Below are 16355 nucleotides of genomic sequence, written 5' to 3'. Positions count from 1 at the left end.
CTCCGACGTCCTCAAACAAAAATTCGAAAACAACCCCATGCACAGTAGCCGGGGTGTGCGGAATCAATGGCTTACCGGCGGGGGTATGGCGCGCTTTGACTCGTCGGGCAAAACACGGGCATAATGCTATTATTCCGAAATGTCGGAGCGCCGGCTATCCCGTCCCTCGCAAAGGGGGACTAGGCGAGGCGTCGCTGCTCCTACCCTCCCCTGGAGGGCAGGGCTATCGCATTTGAATATTGCAGAGGTCGTCATGCCCGGGCTTGTCCCGGGCATCCACGTTCTTTGTGCCGCGTGGAAAGGCGTGGATGGCCGGGACAAGCCCGGCCATGACGCTGTGGAGACAGCCGGTGCCCATAGCCACATCTCATATGCGATAGCCCTGCCTGGAGGGGGAGGGTGGCCGCGGCGATTGCCGCGCCAGCTAGCTCAACCAGAACTTCGGCGTCGTCGGCTCCAGCCTTCCGCCGACGCGCACCGGTGCGATGCGGAGCGCGAGGCCCGTGGCATCGTCGGTCTCCACGGCGACGCCGCTGAGCGTGGCAGCGCCTGCGGCCGGCTCAAAGCGGCTCGACGGAATGCCTGACGTGAACCGGCGCAGCGGCTCTTCCTTCTGCATGCCGATGATCGAATCGTAATCGCCGGTCATGCCGGCGTCGGTCATGTAGGCGGTGCCGCCCGACAGGATCTGGTGATCGGCGGTCGGCACATGCGTGTGCGTGCCGACGACGAGGCTGGCGCGGCCGTCGCAGAAGAAGCCGATGCCCTGCTTCTCGCTTGAAGCCTCGCAATGGAAATCGACGACGATGGCGTCGGCGGCAACACCGAGCGGACACGCCCCTAACTCGCGTTCGAGCGCGGCGAAAGGATCGTCGAACGGGGTCATGAAGACGCGGCCCAGCGCGTTGACGACGAGCGCGTGCTTGCCGTTCTTGGTCTCGACCAGGGCGGCGCCGCGGCCGGGCGTGCCGCGCGGGTAGTTGGCGGGGCGCACCAGGCGGTCGGCGCGCTCGATGAAGACGAGGGCCTCGCGCTGGTCCCAGGAATGATTGCCGAGCGTCACCGCATCGGCGCCGGCCTCGAGAAATTCCTGGTAGATCGCTTCCGTGATGCCGAAGCCGCCTGCCGAATTCTCGCCGTTGACGACGACGAGATCGAGCGACCAGTCCTTGACCATGCTAGGCAGGTATTCGGCGATGGCCTCGCGCCCGCTACGGCCGACGACATCACCCACGAAGAGAATGCGCAACTTCAGAACTCCGGAAATCGAACACGTCCGATTCCGTTAGCACATAATCCAGCGCCACGTCGTGGGATAGTGCCGGAACCGCCTCGATCTCCTGCGCTGCAAACGCAAGGCCAATGCCGATGATGTGCTTGGCTTTTCGCAAATGCGCGAAGGTGAAATCGTAATGGCCCGCGCCATAGCCGATGCGATGGCCGAGGCGGTCGAAGGCGGCGAGCGGCGTCAGCATGATGTCGGGAATGACTTCGGCCGCAGCAGGTGAAGGTTCGGGAATGCCGAGCGGGCCGAGCATCAGGCGGTCGTTCGGATGGAAGATGCGGAAGATCAGCGACTGGCCGCGCGCTGTGACGCAAGGCAGCGCGAGCCTGGCGCCCTCTTCCGCGAGCTTCGCGAGCAGCGGCATCGGATCGATCTCGCTGCGAATCGGCGAATAGCCGGAGACGATGCTGCCGGGCAGCAGCTTGAACGGCAGCCCGCGCTTGGCGAGCTTTGCGGCGGCAGCGATGCGTTTCTTCTCGCTCAGCGCATCGCGCTTGGCGAGGGCTTTGGCACGGAGCTCGGCTTTGGAGTTGGACATGTGCGCTTGCTCCGCGGTCATCGCCCGCCTTGTGCGCCCTCGCACTGGGGCGGGCGATCCAGTATTCCAGAGACGCCAGTGATCAAACATCGACGCCGCGGCGTACTGGATGCCCCGGTCCCGGCTCCGCTAGGCTACGCCGGGCCAACGCGGGTGCTCGGCCGGCGAAGCTTCAGCGAAGACGGCAAGCCGGGGCATGACATTGCCGGTTTGTCGTAGACCCCACTCGACAAGAACTCATTGCAAGCAAACGAAAGTGCGAAGCCGCGGACGCCGTTGAAGCACTCGATCCCGGAGTTCCCTACGAAAGTAGGTGGGCACCATATGTCCGAGCCCACGGGCCCGGCCAGGGACAGTTCCCTAAAGGATCGATAAGGCCCCGGGGATATATGGCTCCTGACGCACGTCGCAGCCTCGCCCGGCCAATGTAACAACGACGCTGACGAATCGCCAGCCCGGCGCGGGCTCGCTTTCTTACCCTCCCCTGGAGGGGGAGGGTCGGCTCACATGGAGCGCAGCGAAATGTGAGACGGGGTGGGGTGACGGTCTCTCCGCCTTGCACACTGCCCGTGCGGAGAGATCACCCCACCCCGCTCGCGCTGCGCGCGATCGACCCTCTCCCTCCAGGGGAGGGTAAGGGGCGCGGACACATCAAGCTCAACAAATGATCGAGTCGTCTGAAGAGCCTCAGCCGATCGCGATGCCGTTGCCGACGGTGCGGTTCAGGATCTGGGTCGACTTCTCGATGCGTTCGGCGGCGGCGTTGAGGGCGTTGACCACGGCGGTCTGCGTCATCCGGGCGCGCTCGACGGCGGCGTTGCGGAAATCCCTGAGCTCGGTCAGCTCCTGCTCCAGGGTGCGGACGCGGTTGGTGGTGTCGATCAATTCGTCGCACACGGTCAGCGCGGCCATCACGGTGAGGCGCGCATCGCCGATCTCGCCGAATTTTCCGCGCAGCGACTGGATGCGCGTCTCCAGCGTCTCGGCGAGCTTGAGCAGCCGCACCTCCTGGCCCTCTTCGCAGGCCATGCGATATTGCCGGCCGTTGATGGTGACGTTGATGTGGCTCATCCGTCCTCTCCGGTATCGAGCACCGAGCGTATCGTGACGATCGCGGAATCCAGCCGGTCGGAAATCTCGCGATTGGTGCGCTCGAGCTTGCGCGCCTTCACCAGCGCGCCATCGAGCTCATCGGCAAGACGCGAGCGATCTGCGCCGAGCGCCTGGATTCGCGCCGCGAGCTCGTTCTCGTCGCGATCGGCGTCGCGCCGCCGCTCCACCGCACTTTCGAGCGCGTCGAGCGCCGCCGTGAGCCTGCGAGTCGCAATCTCGATCTCGACGGCGGATGATTCCGTCATGGCAGAGCTGTTGGACACGCGATCGTTCATGCAGTCAGCGGCGGAACCTTTTGGCCTTTGCCCAGTGGCCTTATCCCTGGGGCTCGCCGTCCGGCAAAAGACTCGGTTCGGCAAGCGGTTAGAAGCAGAAATTTACGTGGCAAGCTAGCCCAGCGCAACGCCGCCGCGAAACTATGCACTGCTAAGCAACTTTTACGGCCAAACCGGCGTTTGATTGCCTTGGACTCCCGGAACCGAGATGCTATCCAGCCCCCACCTCCCGTGGCTGCCAGGCTCGATCCCGCGCGGCGCGCACGGCCATCAAGCACCTCATTTCAGACGGATTTTCATCATGATGCAGCTCGATGCCACCCGTACGGGCTATACGCAGGTCGACCACACCCGTATGGCCAACGCGATCCGCGGCCTCTCGATGGACGCTGTCGAGAAGGCGAAATCGGGCCATCCCGGCCTGCCGATGGGCGCCGCCGACATCGCCACGGTGCTGTTCACCCAGTTCCTGAAATTCGATGCCACCGCGCCCGCCTGGCCAGACCGCGACCGCTTCGTGCTCTCGGCCGGCCACGGGTCGATGCTGCTCTATTCGCTGCTGTACCTGACCGGCAATTCCGAAATGACGCTGGACCAGATCAAGCAGTTCCGCCAAGTCAACTCGCTGACCCCCGGACATCCCGAGAACTTCCGCACCAAGGGCATCGAGACCACGACCGGCCCGCTCGGCCAGGGCATCTCGACTGCGGTCGGCATGGCGCTGGCCGAGAAGATGCTGGCGGCCGAGTTCGGCAAGAAGATCGTCGATCACCACACCTATGTGCTCGCCTCCGACGGCGACCTGATGGAAGGCGTGTCGCAGGAAGCGATCGCGATGGCCGGGCACTGGAAGCTCAACAAGCTGATCGTGCTCTACGACGACAACGGCATCTCGATCGACGGCCCGACCTCGCTCGCCGATTCCGTCGACCAGGTGAAGCGCTTCAAGTCCGCCGGATGGGCGGCCGAGAAGATAGACGGCCACGACCAGGCCGCGATTGCTGATGCCATCACCCGCGCGAAGAAGTCGAACAAGCCGACGCTGATCGCCTGCCGCACCACCATCGGCTTCGGCGCGCCGAACAAGGCCGGCACCTCGAAGGTGCACGGCGAGGCGCTCGGGGCCGACGAGCTCAAGGCCGCCAAGGAAAATCTCGGCATCGCGCTCGAGCCGTTCACGGTCCCCGACGACGTGCTGAAGGCCTGGCGTGCGGCCGGCAGCCGCGGCGCATCAGCGCGGCAGGAATGGGAGGCGCGGCTCGGCGAGCTCGGCAGCCGCAAGCGCGCCGAGTTCGAACGCCGCCTGCGCCATGAGCGTCCGGCTTCGCTGGCAAAGGCGCTGCGCGCGCACAAGAAGGAGCTGCTGGAGAAGCCGCTCACGGCGGCGACGCGCAAATCCTCGGAGGCGGCGATCGAGGCGATCGCAGCCGCCATGCCGATGGAATTTCTGGCCGGCTCGGCCGACCTCACCGGCTCCAACAACAACAAGGCGAAGTCGGCGACCGCATTCTCGGCCAAGACGCCGAAGGGCCGCTTCATCCATTACGGCATCCGCGAGCACGGCATGGCCGCCGCGATGAACGGCATCTTCCTGCATGGCGGCTTCGCGCCGAATGGCGCGACCTTCCTCGTCTTCACCGATTATGCGCGTCCGGCGATGCGCCTTGCCGCGCTGATGGGCGCCGGCGTCGTCTACGTGATGACCCACGATTCCATCGGCCTCGGCGAAGACGGCCCGACCCATCAGCCGGTCGAGCATCTCGCTGCGCTTCGCGCCATTCCCAACATGCGCGTGTTCCGCCCCTGCGATGCCATCGAGGTCGCCGAGTGCTGGGAGCTCGCGCTCAACCGCGTGGACGGCCCGACCGTATTGGCGCTGACGCGGCAGAACCTGCCGCAGCTGCGTACCACCGCACCGAACGACAATCCCTGCGCCGCTGGCGCTTATGAGCTGGTCGCCGCCCAGGGCGAAGCCAAGGTGACGCTGTTCGCTTCCGGCTCCGAGGTCGAGATCGCGGTCGCGGCCCAAAAGCAGCTCGCGGAACGCGGCGTCGCCTCGCGCGTTGTCTCCGTTCCGTCGCTCGAGCTGTTGTTAGCGCAACCAGAGGCGAAACGCGCCGCCATCATCGGCAACGCGCCGGTGAAGATTGCGATCGAGGCCGCCGTGCGCTGGGGCTGGGATGCCGTGATCGGCCAGGATGGCGAATTCATCGGCATGCATTCGTTCGGCGAAAGCGGCCCTGCAAAGGAGCTTTACAAGCATTTCGGCATTACTGCCGAGGCCGCGGTTAACGCTGTGCTGAAGCGCGTTTCCTGAGAGTTGAGCTTGCCGCAAAAAAGGACTACCTAATCTCCCATATGATCAAGCACCGCCCGGCCGAACCGGGCGCCCGCCCCTAAAAAACCCTCGCAGGCGTGCAAAGCGCGTCGTGCGGGATGACAACGGTCATTGAAGGAGACGAAACATGGCAGTCCGCGTCGGAATTAACGGTTTTGGCCGCATCGGCCGCAACGTCCTGCGGGCTATCGCCGAGTCAGGCCGCAAGGACATCGAGGTCGTCGGCATCAACGACCTCGGTCCGGTCGAGACCAACGCCCATCTCCTCCGCTTCGACAGCGTCCATGGCCGCTTCCCCGGCACCGTCACCGTCGACGGCGACTCCATCAGCCTCGGCAGCGGCAAGATCAAGGTGACCGCCGAGCGCGATCCCTCGAAGCTGCCCTGGAAGGATCTCGGCGTTGACATCGCGCTGGAATGCACCGGCATCTTCACCTCGAAGGACAAGGCCTCCGCGCATCTGACCGCCGGCGCCAAGCGCGTGCTGGTCTCCGCGCCCGCCGACGGTGCCGACGCCACCATCGTTTACGGCGTCAATCACGAGACGCTGACCAAGGATCACCTCGTCGTCTCCAACGGCAGCTGCACCACCAACTGCCTCGCCCCGGTCGCCAAGGTGCTGAACGATCTCGTCGGCATCGAGACCGGCTTCATGACCACGATCCACGCCTATACCGGGGACCAGCCGACGCTGGACACGCTGCACAAGGATCTCTACCGCGGCCGTGCCGCGGCGATGTCGATGATCCCGACCTCGACCGGCGCCGCGAAGGCGATCGGCCTCGTGCTGCCCGAGCTGAAGGGCAAGCTCGACGGCGTCGCGATCCGCGTGCCGACCCCGAACGTCTCGGTCGTCGACCTCAAGATCGTCGCCAAGCGCTCAACCGACGCCAAGGAAGTCAACGCGGCGATGAAGCGCGCCAGCGAGCAGCAGCTCAAGGGCATCCTCGGCTACACCAGCGCGCCCAACGTCTCGATCGACTTCAACCACGACCCGCACTCCTCGACCTTCCACGAGGACCAGACCAAGGTGCAGAACGGCACGCTGGTGCGCGTGATGTCCTGGTACGACAACGAGTGGGGCTTCTCGAACCGCATGGCGGACACCGCCGTTGCGATGGCGAAGGTGATCTGAGGAAGGTCTCGTGTCCCGGACGCGGTGCAGCGCACTTGCGCTGCTCCGCAGAGCCGGGACCCATTTCACCGCGGGACTCGCTGCAAGGTGGGTCCCGGTTCTGCACAGCGGCGCTTTGCGCCGCAGCGCGCCCGGGACAAGAGAGATCGTCAGATGACCAACAAATTCCGCACCCTCGACGACGTCGACGTGAAGGGCAAACGCGTGCTGCTGCGCGTCGACCTCAACGTGCCCATGGAGAATGGGCGCGTCACCGATGCCACCCGGCTCGAGCGCGTCGCGCCGACCATCACCGAGATCGCCGACAAGGGCGGCAAGGTCATCCTGCTCGCGCATTTCGGCCGGCCGAAGGGCCGCGACGCCAAGGATTCGCTGAAGCCGGTCGCCGAAGCGCTGGCGAAGGTGGTGAAGAAGCCCGTGGCGTTTGCGGACGACTGCATCGGCGAGCCCGCAGCCAAGGCCGTCGCCGGCATGAAAGACGGCGACATCCTGTGCCTGGAAAACACCCGCTTCCACAAGGAAGAGGAAAAGAACGATCCGGCCTTCGTCGCGGAGCTCGCCAAGCTCGGCGACATCTGGGTCAACGACGCGTTCTCGGCCGCGCACCGCGCCCACGCCTCGACCGAAGGCCTCGGCCACAAGCTGCCGGCCTATGCCGGCCGCACCATGCAGGCCGAGCTGGACGCGCTGGAGAAGGCGCTTGGCTCGCCGACCAAGCCAGTCATCGCCATCATCGGCGGCGCCAAGGTCTCGACCAAGATCGACCTCCTGGAAAACCTCGTGACCAAGGTCGACGCGCTCGTGATCGGCGGCGGCATGGCCAACACCTTTCTGCACGCCCGGGGCGTCGCGATCGGCAAGTCGTTGGCCGAGAAGGATCTCGCACCGACGGCACTGCGCATCATGGAGAAGGCGGAAGCCGCCAATTGCGCCATCATCCTCCCGGTCGACGCCACCGTCGCCTATCACTTCGCCGCCAACGCGCCGTCGCATGCCTATGGGCTCGATGCGATCCCGGCCGACGGCATGATCCTCGACGTCGGCCCGCAATCGATCGCGCGCGTTCACGCCGCGATCGATGATGCCGCAACACTGGTCTGGAACGGCCCCCTGGGCGCATTCGAGATGCAGCCGTTCGACCGCGGCACGGTCGCGGCCGCCAAGCATGCCGCCGAGCGCACCAAGGACAAGAAGCTGATCTCGATCGCGGGCGGCGGCGACACCGTCGCAGCGCTCAACCAGGCCCATGTGGCCGGTGACTTCACCTATGTGTCGACGGCCGGTGGCGCATTCCTCGAATGGATGGAAGGCAAGCCCCTGCCCGGCGTTGAAGTTCTGCGTAGCAAGTAATCAAGCGGCCTAGCAGGCCCCAACGGGAGACAAAGACAGATGGCTCGGATCACGTTACGTCAATTGCTCGACCACGCGGCGGAGAACGATTACGGCGTACCGGCCTTCAACATCAACAACATGGAGCAGGCGCTGGCGATCATGGACGCGGCCAACCAGGTCGACGCGCCCGTCATCATCCAGGCTTCGCGCGGTGCGCGCTCCTACGCCAACGACGTCATGCTCAAGCACATGATGGACGCGGTGACCGAAATCTATCCGCACATTCCGGTCTGCGTGCATCTCGACCACGGCAACGAGCCGGCGACCTGCATGACCGCGATCCAGGCCGGCTTCACCTCGGTGATGATGGACGGCTCGCTGAAGGCCGACGGCAAGACGCCGGGCGACTGGGGCTACAATGTCGGCGTCACCAAGACCGTGACCGACATGGCCCATCTCGGCGGCATCTCGGTCGAGGGCGAACTCGGCGTGCTCGGCTCGCTCGAAACCGGCATGGGCGACAAGGAAGACGGCCACGGCGCCGAAGGCAAGCTCAGCCACGACCAGCTGCTGACCAATCCGGACGAGGCCGTGAAGTTCGTCAAGGAGACCAAGGTCGACGCGCTCGCGATCGCGATGGGGACCTCGCACGGCGCGTACAAATTCACCCGCAAGCCCGATGGCGACATCCTCGCCATGAACGTGATCGAGGAGATCCACCGCAAGCTGCCGAACACGCATCTCGTCATGCACGGCTCGTCGTCGGTGCCGCAGGAGCTGCAGGACATCATCAACGCCTATGGCGGCAAGATGAAGCCGACCTGGGGCGTGCCTGTTACCGAGATCCAGCGCGGCATCAAGAACGGCGTGCGCAAGATCAACATCGACACCGACAACCGCATGGCGATGACCGGTCAGATCCGCAAAGTGCTGAAGGACAATCCGGAAGAGTTCGATCCGCGCAAGTACCTGAAGCCGGCGATGGAAGCCATGACCAAGCTATGCAAGCAGCGCCTGCAGGAGTTCAACACCGCAGGCCAGGCCTCCAAGATCAAGAAGGTGCTGACCACCGCCGAGATGGCCAGGCGCTATGCCAAGGGCGAGCTGGATCCGAAGGTCGCGTAAGCGATCACGCGGCGGCATAAGCCCCTCAAGCCATTCCCGGGTCATTCCGGGACACGCGAAGCGTGGGCCCGGAATCCATAACCCCAGGCTGTGGTTATGGATTCCGGGCCTGCGCCTTTCGGCGCATCCCGGAATGACAGACGGCTTTACCCTGCGACGAACGTTAACCTCGGCAATTGCCCGAGAACGGTCTATTTTCCCGGGCAAGGGCAGAATCGTTTTGGGAGGACCTCTCGATGAATCTGACTGAGCTCAACAGGATCGCGACCGCCATGGTCGCGCCGGGCAAGGGCATTCTTGCCGCCGACGAATCCTCCGGCACCATCAAGAAGCGCTTTGACGCGATCGGCGTGGAATCGACCGAAGAGAACCGCCGCGACTATCGCGAGATGCTGTTTCGTTCCAAGGACGCCATGAGCCAGTATATTTCCGGCGTGATCCTCTATGACGAGACGATCTGGCAGAACGCGAAGGACGGCACGCCGCTGATCAAGCTGATCGAGCAGAGCGGCGCCATCCCCGGCATCAAGGTCGACGAGGGCACGCAAGGCTTACCGATGTGCCCGGGCGAGCTCGTGACGGTCGGGCTCGACAAGCTTGCCGAGCGACTGAAGAAATATTACGAGCGCGGCGCGCGCTTCGCCAAATGGCGCGCGGTGATCGACATCGGCAGCGACATCCCCTCGATGACCGCGATCAGCGTCAACGCCCACGCGCTGGCGCGCTATGCCGCGCTGTGCCAGGCCGCGCAGATCGTGCCGATCGTCGAGCCGGAGGTGCTGATGGACGGCGACCACGACATCGATCGCTGCTATGAGGTGACGCAACGCGTGCTCAACACGACCTTCCAGGAATTGCGCGTGCAGCGCGTGGCGCTGGAAGGCATGGTGTTGAAGCCGAACATGGCGATCTCGGGCAAGAAATGTCCGAAGCAGGCCTCGGTCGAGGAGGTCGCGGAGAAGACGATACGGCTGCTCAAGGCTTGCGTGCCCGCGGCGGTGCCCGGCATCGCCTTCCTCTCCGGCGGGCAGTCGGACGAGCAGGCAACCGCGCATCTCAACGCCATGCACAAGCTTGGGTCGCTGCCCTGGGGCCTGACCTTCTCCTACGGCCGCGCGTTGCAGGCCGCGCCGCAGAAGGCCTGGTCCGGGAGGCCTGAGAACGTCGCGGCCGGCCAGCGCGCCTTCAGCCATCGCGCCCGCATGAACGGCCTCGCCTCCAAGGGTGAATGGCAAAGCAGCCTGGAACAGAAGGCAGCCTAGACCTTGTCGAACAAACCGCCTCCGCCGCGCCCGGCGCCGCGTCTCTATCTCGCGACGCCCGTTGTCGATGATCCCGCGGCGCTGGTCGCCGAGCTGCCGGGGCTGATCGCGTCCGCCGACGTCGCCGCCGTGCTGCTGCGGCTGAAGGAGACCGATCAGCGCAGCATGATCTCGCGCGTCAAGGCATTGGCGCCGCCGGTGCAGAAGGCGGGCGCGGCGCTCCTCGTCGACGGCCACCCCGAAATCGTCGCGCGCGGCGGCGCCGACGGCGCGCACCTCACGGGCGTTGCGGCGCTGGAAGAGGCTGCGCCCTCGCTCAAGCCCGATCGCATCGCCGGCGTCGGAGGTCTGGCCACGCGCCACGATTCCATGAGCGCGGGCGAGATGGGGGCGGACTACGTGCTGTTCGGCGAGCCCGATGCGAAAGGCCAGCGGCCCTCGGCGCAGGCGATCGCGGAGCGGCTGGACTGGTGGGCCGAGCTGTTCGAGCCGCCTTGCGTCGGCTTTGCCACCACGCTGGACGAGGCCTACGATTTCGCCGCCAGCGGCGCCGATTTCGTGCTGGTCGGCGACTTCATCTGGGCCGATCCACGCGGGCCCAAGGCCGCGCTGATCGAGGTCGATGCCGCGATCAAGAAGGCCCATGCGACGGCGCCGGCCAGCCAGAATCCTGCGAGCCAGGAGCACGGCTAGCGCCCGACATGAAGCTCCCGTGCATCACCATGCTGGCCACGCTGCTGCTGACAGTGCCGGCGGCCGCGCAGCTCCAGATCACCCCGCCGGCGACGACGCCGAGCGCGCCGGCAGAGAAGCAGAAGCCAAATCCGCCCGCGCCTGCCAAGAAGAAGGAGACAGCACCGGCGCCGAAGCCCTCTTCATCGCCCAAGCCGTCCCCCTCGCCCAAGCCGGCAACGGTGATCCCCGCGCCGCCATCCGACGATCCCAATGTCGATCTGGTGTTCGGCGCCTATCAGCGCGGCCAGTACAAGACGGCGTTCGAGCTCGCCACGGTGCGCGCGCAAGCCGGCGATCCCAAGGCGATGACCATGCTCGGCGAGCTCTATTCCAACGCCATGGGCATCAGGCGCGATTACGTCAAGGCGGCCGAATGGTACAAGCGCGCCGCCGATGCCGGCGATCGCGAGGCGATGTTCGCGCTCGCCATGCTGCGCATCTCCGGCCGCGGCGGCCCGGTCGACAAGAACGAGGCGGTCAAGCTGATGGCCTCCGCCGCCAAGCTCGGCGAACCCAAGGCGGCCTATAACCTCGCTTTGCTCTATCTCGATGGCCAGACCCTGCCGCAGGACGTCAAGCGCTCCGCCGAGCTGCTGCGCCAGGCCGCCGATGCCGGCCTGCCCGAAGCGCAATACGCGCTCGCGACCTTCTACAAGGAAGGCACCGGCGTGCCGAAGGACCCCGAACGCGCGGTGCGGCTGCTGCAGGCCGCCTCGCTCGCCGACAATGTCGATGCCGAGGTCGAATATGCCATCGCGATGTTCAACGGCACTGGCACGCCGAAGAACCAGCCGGCGGCCGTCGCCCTGCTTCGCAAGGCCTCCCGCCAGGGCAGCGCGATCGCGCAGAACCGCCTCGCCTGGGTGCTGATCAACGGCGTCGGCACGCCCGTGGACAAAATCGAGGGTTTCAAATGGCACCTGGTGGCCAAGACATCAGGCAAGGGCGATCCCGAACTTGACAAGCAGCTCTCCGATCTGCCGGCCGATGACCGCGCCAAGGCCGAGGCCGCCGCCAGGAAGTGGCTCGGGTCCAAATGACTTGACGCGGGGCCCCTCACGGGGCACCCAGTCCCCCAAACAGGCGTGTTTCCGCGCCCCTCTCCCCATCAAGACCAGAAGCACATGCTGTATTCCGCCACTATCAATGTCATGGTCAAGGCGGCGCGCCGCGCCGGCCGCAGCCTCAAGCGCGATCTCGGCGAGATCGAGCATCTCCAGGTCTCGCTGAAGGGGCCCGCGAATTTCGTCTCGCTCGCCGACAAGCGCGCCGAGGAAATCCTCTACCAGGACCTCGCCAAGGCCCGGCCCGGCTACGGCTTCGTCGGCGAGGAAGGGGGCACGCGCGAGGGCACCGACAAGAGCCACACCTGGATCGTCGATCCCTTGGACGGCACCACCAACTTCCTGCACGGCATCCCGCAATTTGCGATCTCGATCGGGCTTGCCCGCGAAGGCACGGTGATCGCGGGCGTGATCTACAACCCCGCCAATGACGAGCTCTACATCGCCGAGCGCGGCAAGGGCGCCTTCCTCAACGACCAGCGCCTGCGCGTCGCTGGCCGCCGCCAGCTGAACGAATGCGTGGTGGCCTGCGGCCTGCCCCATATCGGCCGCGGCGACCACGAGGAATTCCGCCGCGAGATGACCGCGATCCAGAACCGCGTCGCAGGGCTTCGCCGCTTCGGCGCCGCCGCCCTCGACCTCGCCTTCGTCGCCGCCGGCCGCCTCGACGGCTATTGGGAGCGCAATTTGTCGCCCTGGGACATTGCGGCCGGGCAGATCATGGTCAAGGAAGCCGGCGGCACGGTGAGCGACATCGACACGCCGGGCGATGCGCTGACGACGGGCCACGTCGTGTGCGGCAATGAGTACGTGCACGGGGAGCTGGTGAAGATTTTGCGGAAGGTGGCGTAGGGCGAGCTCGCCCACCACATTCCGCCGTCATTCCGGGACGCGCCACTTGGCACGGGCCCGGAATCCATTTTTCAGCATCAATGGTGGCACGATGGATTCCGGGCTCGCGCTACGCGCGCCCCGGAATGACGGGGCATTCAATGGCCGGTGTGCGCCCGCGCCGGCCGGCCGTGCGCTTCAGCTTCTCGCGCCGCCTTCGGCTCCCGGTCCCCCGCCAGCACGCGCTGCACGGAGACAAAGAACACCGGCACCATCAGCAGCGCCAGGATCACCACCGCGATCATGCCGCCCATCACCACGCTGCCGAGCGCCTGCTGGCTGGCGCCGCCGGCGCCGTGGGCGATGGCCATCGGCAGCACGCCGCAGATGAAGGCGAGGCCGGTCATCAAAATCGGGCGGAAGCGCAGGCGGCAGGCTTCGATGGTGGCTTCGAGCAGCGGCTTGCCTTCCTTGCGCAGGTCCTTGGCGAACTCGATGATCAGGATCGCGTCCTTGGCGGCAAGGCCGATGATGGTGATCAGGCCGACGGTGAAATAGACGTCGTTGGGCAGGCTCCGCAGCGTTGCAGCCGCGACCGCGCCGACGATGCCGAGCGGCACGGTGAGCAGCACCGCGAGCGGAATGGTCCAGCTCTCGTAGAGCGCGGCGAGGCACAGGAACACCACGAACACCGACAGCGCGAGCAGGAACGGCGCCTGCGAGCCCGACAGCTTTTCCTGCAGCGACTGTCCGGTCCATTCATAGCCGAAGCCGCGCGGCAACCGGTCGGCGAGCCGCTCCATCTCGGCGATCGCATCGCCCGAGGTGAAGCCGGGCCTGGCTTCACCGGAGATGCGCACCGCCGGATAATAGTTGAAGCCGGCGATCTGGGTCGGGCCGCGCGCCCATTCGACCGTGGCGAAGGACGAGAACGGCACCAGCTGGCCGCGGCTGTTCTTGACGTTGTAGTTGAGGATGTCCTCGGTCCGCATGCGGTCGCGCGCGTCGGCCTGCACCACGACGCGCTGCATGCGGCCGCGGTTCGGGAAGTCGTTGATGTAGTTCGAGCCGAGATTGGTCGAGATGGTGTTGTTGATGTCCTCGAAGGTGACGCCGAACGCACCGGCCTTCTCGCGGTCGATCATGAGATTGACCACGCCCGCCTCGGGCAGGCCTTCGATATAGACCTTCTGCAGCACTGGGCTGGCATTGGCCTCCGCGATCAGCTGGTCGGCGGCGCGCATCAATTGCTGATAGCCCTTCTGGCCGCGATCCTGGAGGCGGAACGAGAAGCCGGAAGAGTTGCCGAGATTGTCGATCGGCGGCGGCTGCAGCGCCGAGATTTTTGCGTCGCGGATCGAGGTGCCCAGGTCGCGGTTGATGTCGTTGACAATCGCCGCAGCGGAATCCTTCGGCCCGCGCTCCGACCAGTCCTTCAGCGTGATGAAGGCCTGCGCGGTGTTCATGCCCTGGCCGGAGAAGCTGAAGCCGGTGAGGAACGTGACGTTGTCGACGCCCGGCCGAGCGGCGAGGTATTTCTCGACCTTCTCGATGACGGCTTCGGTGCGGGCATAGGATGAGTCGGACGGCGTCTGCACGTCGGTGGTGATGAAGCCCTGGTCGTCGACGGGGAGGAAGCCGCCGGGCAGGTTGACGAAGGCCCAGGACAGGCCGACCAGCAGCGCGGCATAGACCAGCATCAGGCGGCCGGTGCGATTTAGCGAAAAGCCGACGGTGCGCGCATAGTGAAACCGGCAGGCCTCAAGGAAACGATTGAACCGGCTGAACACGAAATTGGTCGAATGGGCGTGCCCCTTGGCAACGGGCTTGAGCAAGGTCGCGCACAGCGCCGGCGTCAACGACAGCGCCAGGAAGGCGGAGAAGCCGATCGCGGCGACCATGGTGACGGAGAACTGGCGGTAGATGATGCCGACCGAGCCCGGGAAGAACGCCATCGGCACGAATACCGCCATCAGCACCAGGGTGATGCCGATGATGGCGCCAGTGATCTGCGACATGGCTTTCCGCGTCGCTTCCTTCGGCGGCAGGCCTTCCTCGGCCATGATGCGCTCGACGTTCTCGACCACGACGATGGCGTCGTCGACGAGAATGCCGACCGCGAGCACCATGCCGAACATCGAGAGCATGTTGATGGAATAGCCGGCGAGCAGCAGCGTGGAGCAGGCGCCCAGCAGCGCCACCGGCACCACGATGGTCGGAATGATGGTGTAGCGGATGTTCTGCAGGAACAAGAACATCACCACGAACACCAGAACCACGGCTTCGACCAGCGTCGACAGCACCTTCTTGATCGAGGCCTCGACCACGGGCGTGATGTTGTAGGGGATCTCGTAGGTGATGTTGGCCGGGAAGAAGCGCGACAGCTCCTTCATCTTAGCTTCGACCGCACTCGCGGTCGCCAGCGCGTTGCCGGTCGGCGACATCAGCACTGACAGGCCGGCCGTCGGCTTGCCGTCGAGGCGCGTGTTGAACTGGTAGCTGAGGCCGCCGACCTCGATGCGCGCGACGTCGCGCAGGCGCACGGTCGAACCATCGGCATTGGCGCGCAGGATGATGGCGCCGAACTCGTCCGGCGACGACAGCTGGCCCTTGACCAGCACCAGCGCCGAGGTGCGCTGGTTTGAGGTCGACGGCTCGGCGCCGATGCTGCCGGAGGCGACCTGCGCGTTCTGTGCGGCGATGGCCTTGTTGACGTCGTCGGCGGTGAGGCCATAGCCGACCAGCTTGGCCGGATCGACCCAGACACGAAGCGAGCGCTCGGTCGAGTACAGCGTGGCGCGGCCGACGCCTGGAATGCGGCGGATCTCGCCGAGCACGTTGCGGATCATGAAGTCGCCGAGACCGACTTCATCCAGGCTGCCGTCGGTCGAGTTCAGCGTGATGATCTGCAGCACCGCGCTGGAGGCTTCCTCGATCAGGATGCCCTGCTGCATCACCGCGCGCGGCAGGCGCGCCTCGACGCGCTTGATGCGGTTCTGCACCTCGACCGAGGCGGCGCTGGTATCGGTGCCCGGCTGGAAGTTGGCGATGATCTCGACCTGGCCGAGCGAGTCGCTGGTCGATTCGAAATTGAGGATGTTGGCGGCGCCGTTGAGCTCCTCCTCGATCAGCCGCGTGACGCTGTTGTAGAGGTTCTCCGGCGAGGCGCCGGGATAGCTGGTCGAGACTGAGATCGAGGGCGGCGCGATGATCGGATATTGCGCGATCGGCAGCAGCGGCACCGCGATCGCACCGATCAAGCAGATGAACAGCGCGACCACCCAGGCGAAGATCGGCCTGTCGATGAAGAAACTCGGCATAT

Annotated in this window: 13 protein-coding genes and 1 other RNA gene; 8 read left to right on the top strand and 6 right to left on the bottom strand. The window is 65.6% G+C overall.

Features of this window, described 5'->3' with window-relative positions:
* Positions 1-424: 424 nt before the first annotated feature.
* The 5 genes from HZZ13_RS16700 to HZZ13_RS16680 form a co-directional block, all read right to left on the bottom strand.
* Positions 425-1249 (bottom strand): TIGR00282 family metallophosphoesterase, encoded by an 825-nt coding sequence (locus HZZ13_RS16700; RefSeq protein ID WP_197960640.1) that lies wholly within the window; start codon positions 1247-1249, stop codon positions 425-427.
* Complete coding sequence (locus tag HZZ13_RS16695; RefSeq protein ID WP_197960639.1) at positions 1227-1823, bottom strand: 5-formyltetrahydrofolate cyclo-ligase; 597 nt, start codon at positions 1821-1823, stop codon at positions 1227-1229. Before HZZ13_RS16695 ends, HZZ13_RS16700 begins: the two co-directional genes overlap by 23 nt.
* A gap of 257 nt (positions 1824-2080) precedes the next feature.
* A non-coding RNA gene (gene ssrS, locus HZZ13_RS16690) (6S RNA) lies at positions 2081-2241 on the bottom strand.
* A 269-nt stretch (positions 2242-2510) separates the two neighbouring features.
* The gene (locus HZZ13_RS16685) at positions 2511-2894 is read right to left on the bottom strand and encodes a cell division protein ZapA (protein WP_197960638.1); all 384 of its coding nucleotides are present in this window, start codon (positions 2892-2894) and stop codon (positions 2511-2513) included.
* The gene (locus tag HZZ13_RS16680) at positions 2891-3211 is read right to left on the bottom strand and encodes a DUF4164 domain-containing protein (RefSeq protein ID WP_014439722.1); all 321 of its coding nucleotides are present in this window, start codon (positions 3209-3211) and stop codon (positions 2891-2893) included. The genes HZZ13_RS16685 and HZZ13_RS16680 overlap by 4 nt, the downstream gene beginning before the upstream one ends.
* A 301-nt stretch (positions 3212-3512) precedes the next feature.
* Here HZZ13_RS16680 and tkt point away from each other — a divergent pair, with 301 nt between their 5' ends.
* From tkt to HZZ13_RS16640, 8 genes are all read left to right on the top strand, one after another.
* Positions 3513-5528: a transketolase gene (tkt, locus tag HZZ13_RS16675; protein WP_197960637.1), complete on the top strand. Its 2016-nt coding sequence runs from the start codon at positions 3513-3515 to the stop codon at positions 5526-5528.
* 148 nt (positions 5529-5676) lie between these two features.
* A complete protein-coding gene (gene gap, locus HZZ13_RS16670; protein WP_197960636.1) occupies positions 5677-6684 on the top strand; it encodes a type I glyceraldehyde-3-phosphate dehydrogenase in 1008 nt (335 codons plus the stop codon).
* 153 nt (positions 6685-6837) lie between these two features.
* The gene (locus tag HZZ13_RS16665) at positions 6838-8034 is read left to right on the top strand and encodes a phosphoglycerate kinase (RefSeq protein WP_197960635.1); all 1197 of its coding nucleotides are present in this window, start codon (positions 6838-6840) and stop codon (positions 8032-8034) included.
* 39 nt (positions 8035-8073) lie between these two features.
* Positions 8074-9141, top strand: a complete 1068-nt coding sequence (gene fba / locus HZZ13_RS16660; RefSeq protein ID WP_197960634.1) for a class II fructose-bisphosphate aldolase — start codon at positions 8074-8076, stop codon at positions 9139-9141.
* A gap of 236 nt (positions 9142-9377) precedes the next feature.
* Positions 9378-10403 carry a class I fructose-bisphosphate aldolase gene (locus tag HZZ13_RS16655; RefSeq protein WP_197960633.1) on the top strand — a complete coding sequence of 342 codons (1026 nt, stop codon included), beginning with the start codon at positions 9378-9380 and terminating at the stop codon, positions 10401-10403.
* 3 nt (positions 10404-10406) lie between these two features.
* Positions 10407-11096 (top strand): thiamine phosphate synthase, encoded by a 690-nt coding sequence (locus HZZ13_RS16650; RefSeq protein WP_197960632.1) that lies wholly within the window; start codon positions 10407-10409, stop codon positions 11094-11096.
* A gap of 8 nt (positions 11097-11104) precedes the next feature.
* Positions 11105-12178 (top strand): tetratricopeptide repeat protein, encoded by a 1074-nt coding sequence (locus tag HZZ13_RS16645; RefSeq protein WP_197960631.1) that lies wholly within the window; start codon positions 11105-11107, stop codon positions 12176-12178.
* An 84-nt stretch (positions 12179-12262) separates the two neighbouring features.
* Positions 12263-13054 (top strand): inositol monophosphatase family protein, encoded by a 792-nt coding sequence (locus tag HZZ13_RS16640; RefSeq protein WP_197960630.1) that lies wholly within the window; start codon positions 12263-12265, stop codon positions 13052-13054.
* A 137-nt stretch (positions 13055-13191) separates the two neighbouring features.
* Here the strand turns inward: HZZ13_RS16640 and HZZ13_RS16635 are convergent, their stop codons facing one another.
* Positions 13192-16353 (bottom strand): multidrug efflux RND transporter permease subunit, encoded by a 3162-nt coding sequence (locus HZZ13_RS16635; RefSeq protein WP_197960629.1) that lies wholly within the window; start codon positions 16351-16353, stop codon positions 13192-13194.
* Between the last annotated feature and the right edge of the window lie 2 nt (positions 16354-16355).

Origin of the sequence: Bradyrhizobium agreste (genome assembly GCF_016031625.1) — a bacterium.
GTDB lineage: Bacteria > Pseudomonadota > Alphaproteobacteria > Rhizobiales > Xanthobacteraceae > Bradyrhizobium > Bradyrhizobium agreste.
The sequence above is the reverse complement of the archived record's forward strand: the minus strand, read 5'-3'. Positions and strand labels throughout refer to the sequence as shown.

What these genes read in the sequence shown, in the direction of transcription:
- HZZ13_RS16665 (WP_197960635.1), top strand. Translation starts at nt 6,838, where the DNA reads ATGACCAACAAATTCCGCACCCTCGACGACGTCGACGTGAAGGGCAAA.
- HZZ13_RS16635 (WP_197960629.1), bottom strand. Translation starts at nt 16,353, where the DNA reads ATGCCGAGTTTCTTCATCGACAGGCCGATCTTCGCCTGGGTGGTCGCG.
- HZZ13_RS16640 (WP_197960630.1), top strand. Translation starts at nt 12,263, where the DNA reads ATGCTGTATTCCGCCACTATCAATGTCATGGTCAAGGCGGCGCGCCGC.
- HZZ13_RS16655 (WP_197960633.1), top strand. Translation starts at nt 9,378, where the DNA reads ATGAATCTGACTGAGCTCAACAGGATCGCGACCGCCATGGTCGCGCCG.
- HZZ13_RS16685 (WP_197960638.1), bottom strand. Translation starts at nt 2,894, where the DNA reads ATGAGCCACATCAACGTCACCATCAACGGCCGGCAATATCGCATGGCC.
- fba (WP_197960634.1), top strand. Translation starts at nt 8,074, where the DNA reads ATGGCTCGGATCACGTTACGTCAATTGCTCGACCACGCGGCGGAGAAC.
- HZZ13_RS16695 (WP_197960639.1), bottom strand. Translation starts at nt 1,823, where the DNA reads ATGTCCAACTCCAAAGCCGAGCTCCGTGCCAAAGCCCTCGCCAAGCGC.
- HZZ13_RS16680 (WP_014439722.1), bottom strand. Translation starts at nt 3,211, where the DNA reads ATGAACGATCGCGTGTCCAACAGCTCTGCCATGACGGAATCATCCGCC.
- tkt (WP_197960637.1), top strand. Translation starts at nt 3,513, where the DNA reads ATGATGCAGCTCGATGCCACCCGTACGGGCTATACGCAGGTCGACCAC.
- gap (WP_197960636.1), top strand. Translation starts at nt 5,677, where the DNA reads ATGGCAGTCCGCGTCGGAATTAACGGTTTTGGCCGCATCGGCCGCAAC.
- HZZ13_RS16645 (WP_197960631.1), top strand. Translation starts at nt 11,105, where the DNA reads ATGAAGCTCCCGTGCATCACCATGCTGGCCACGCTGCTGCTGACAGTG.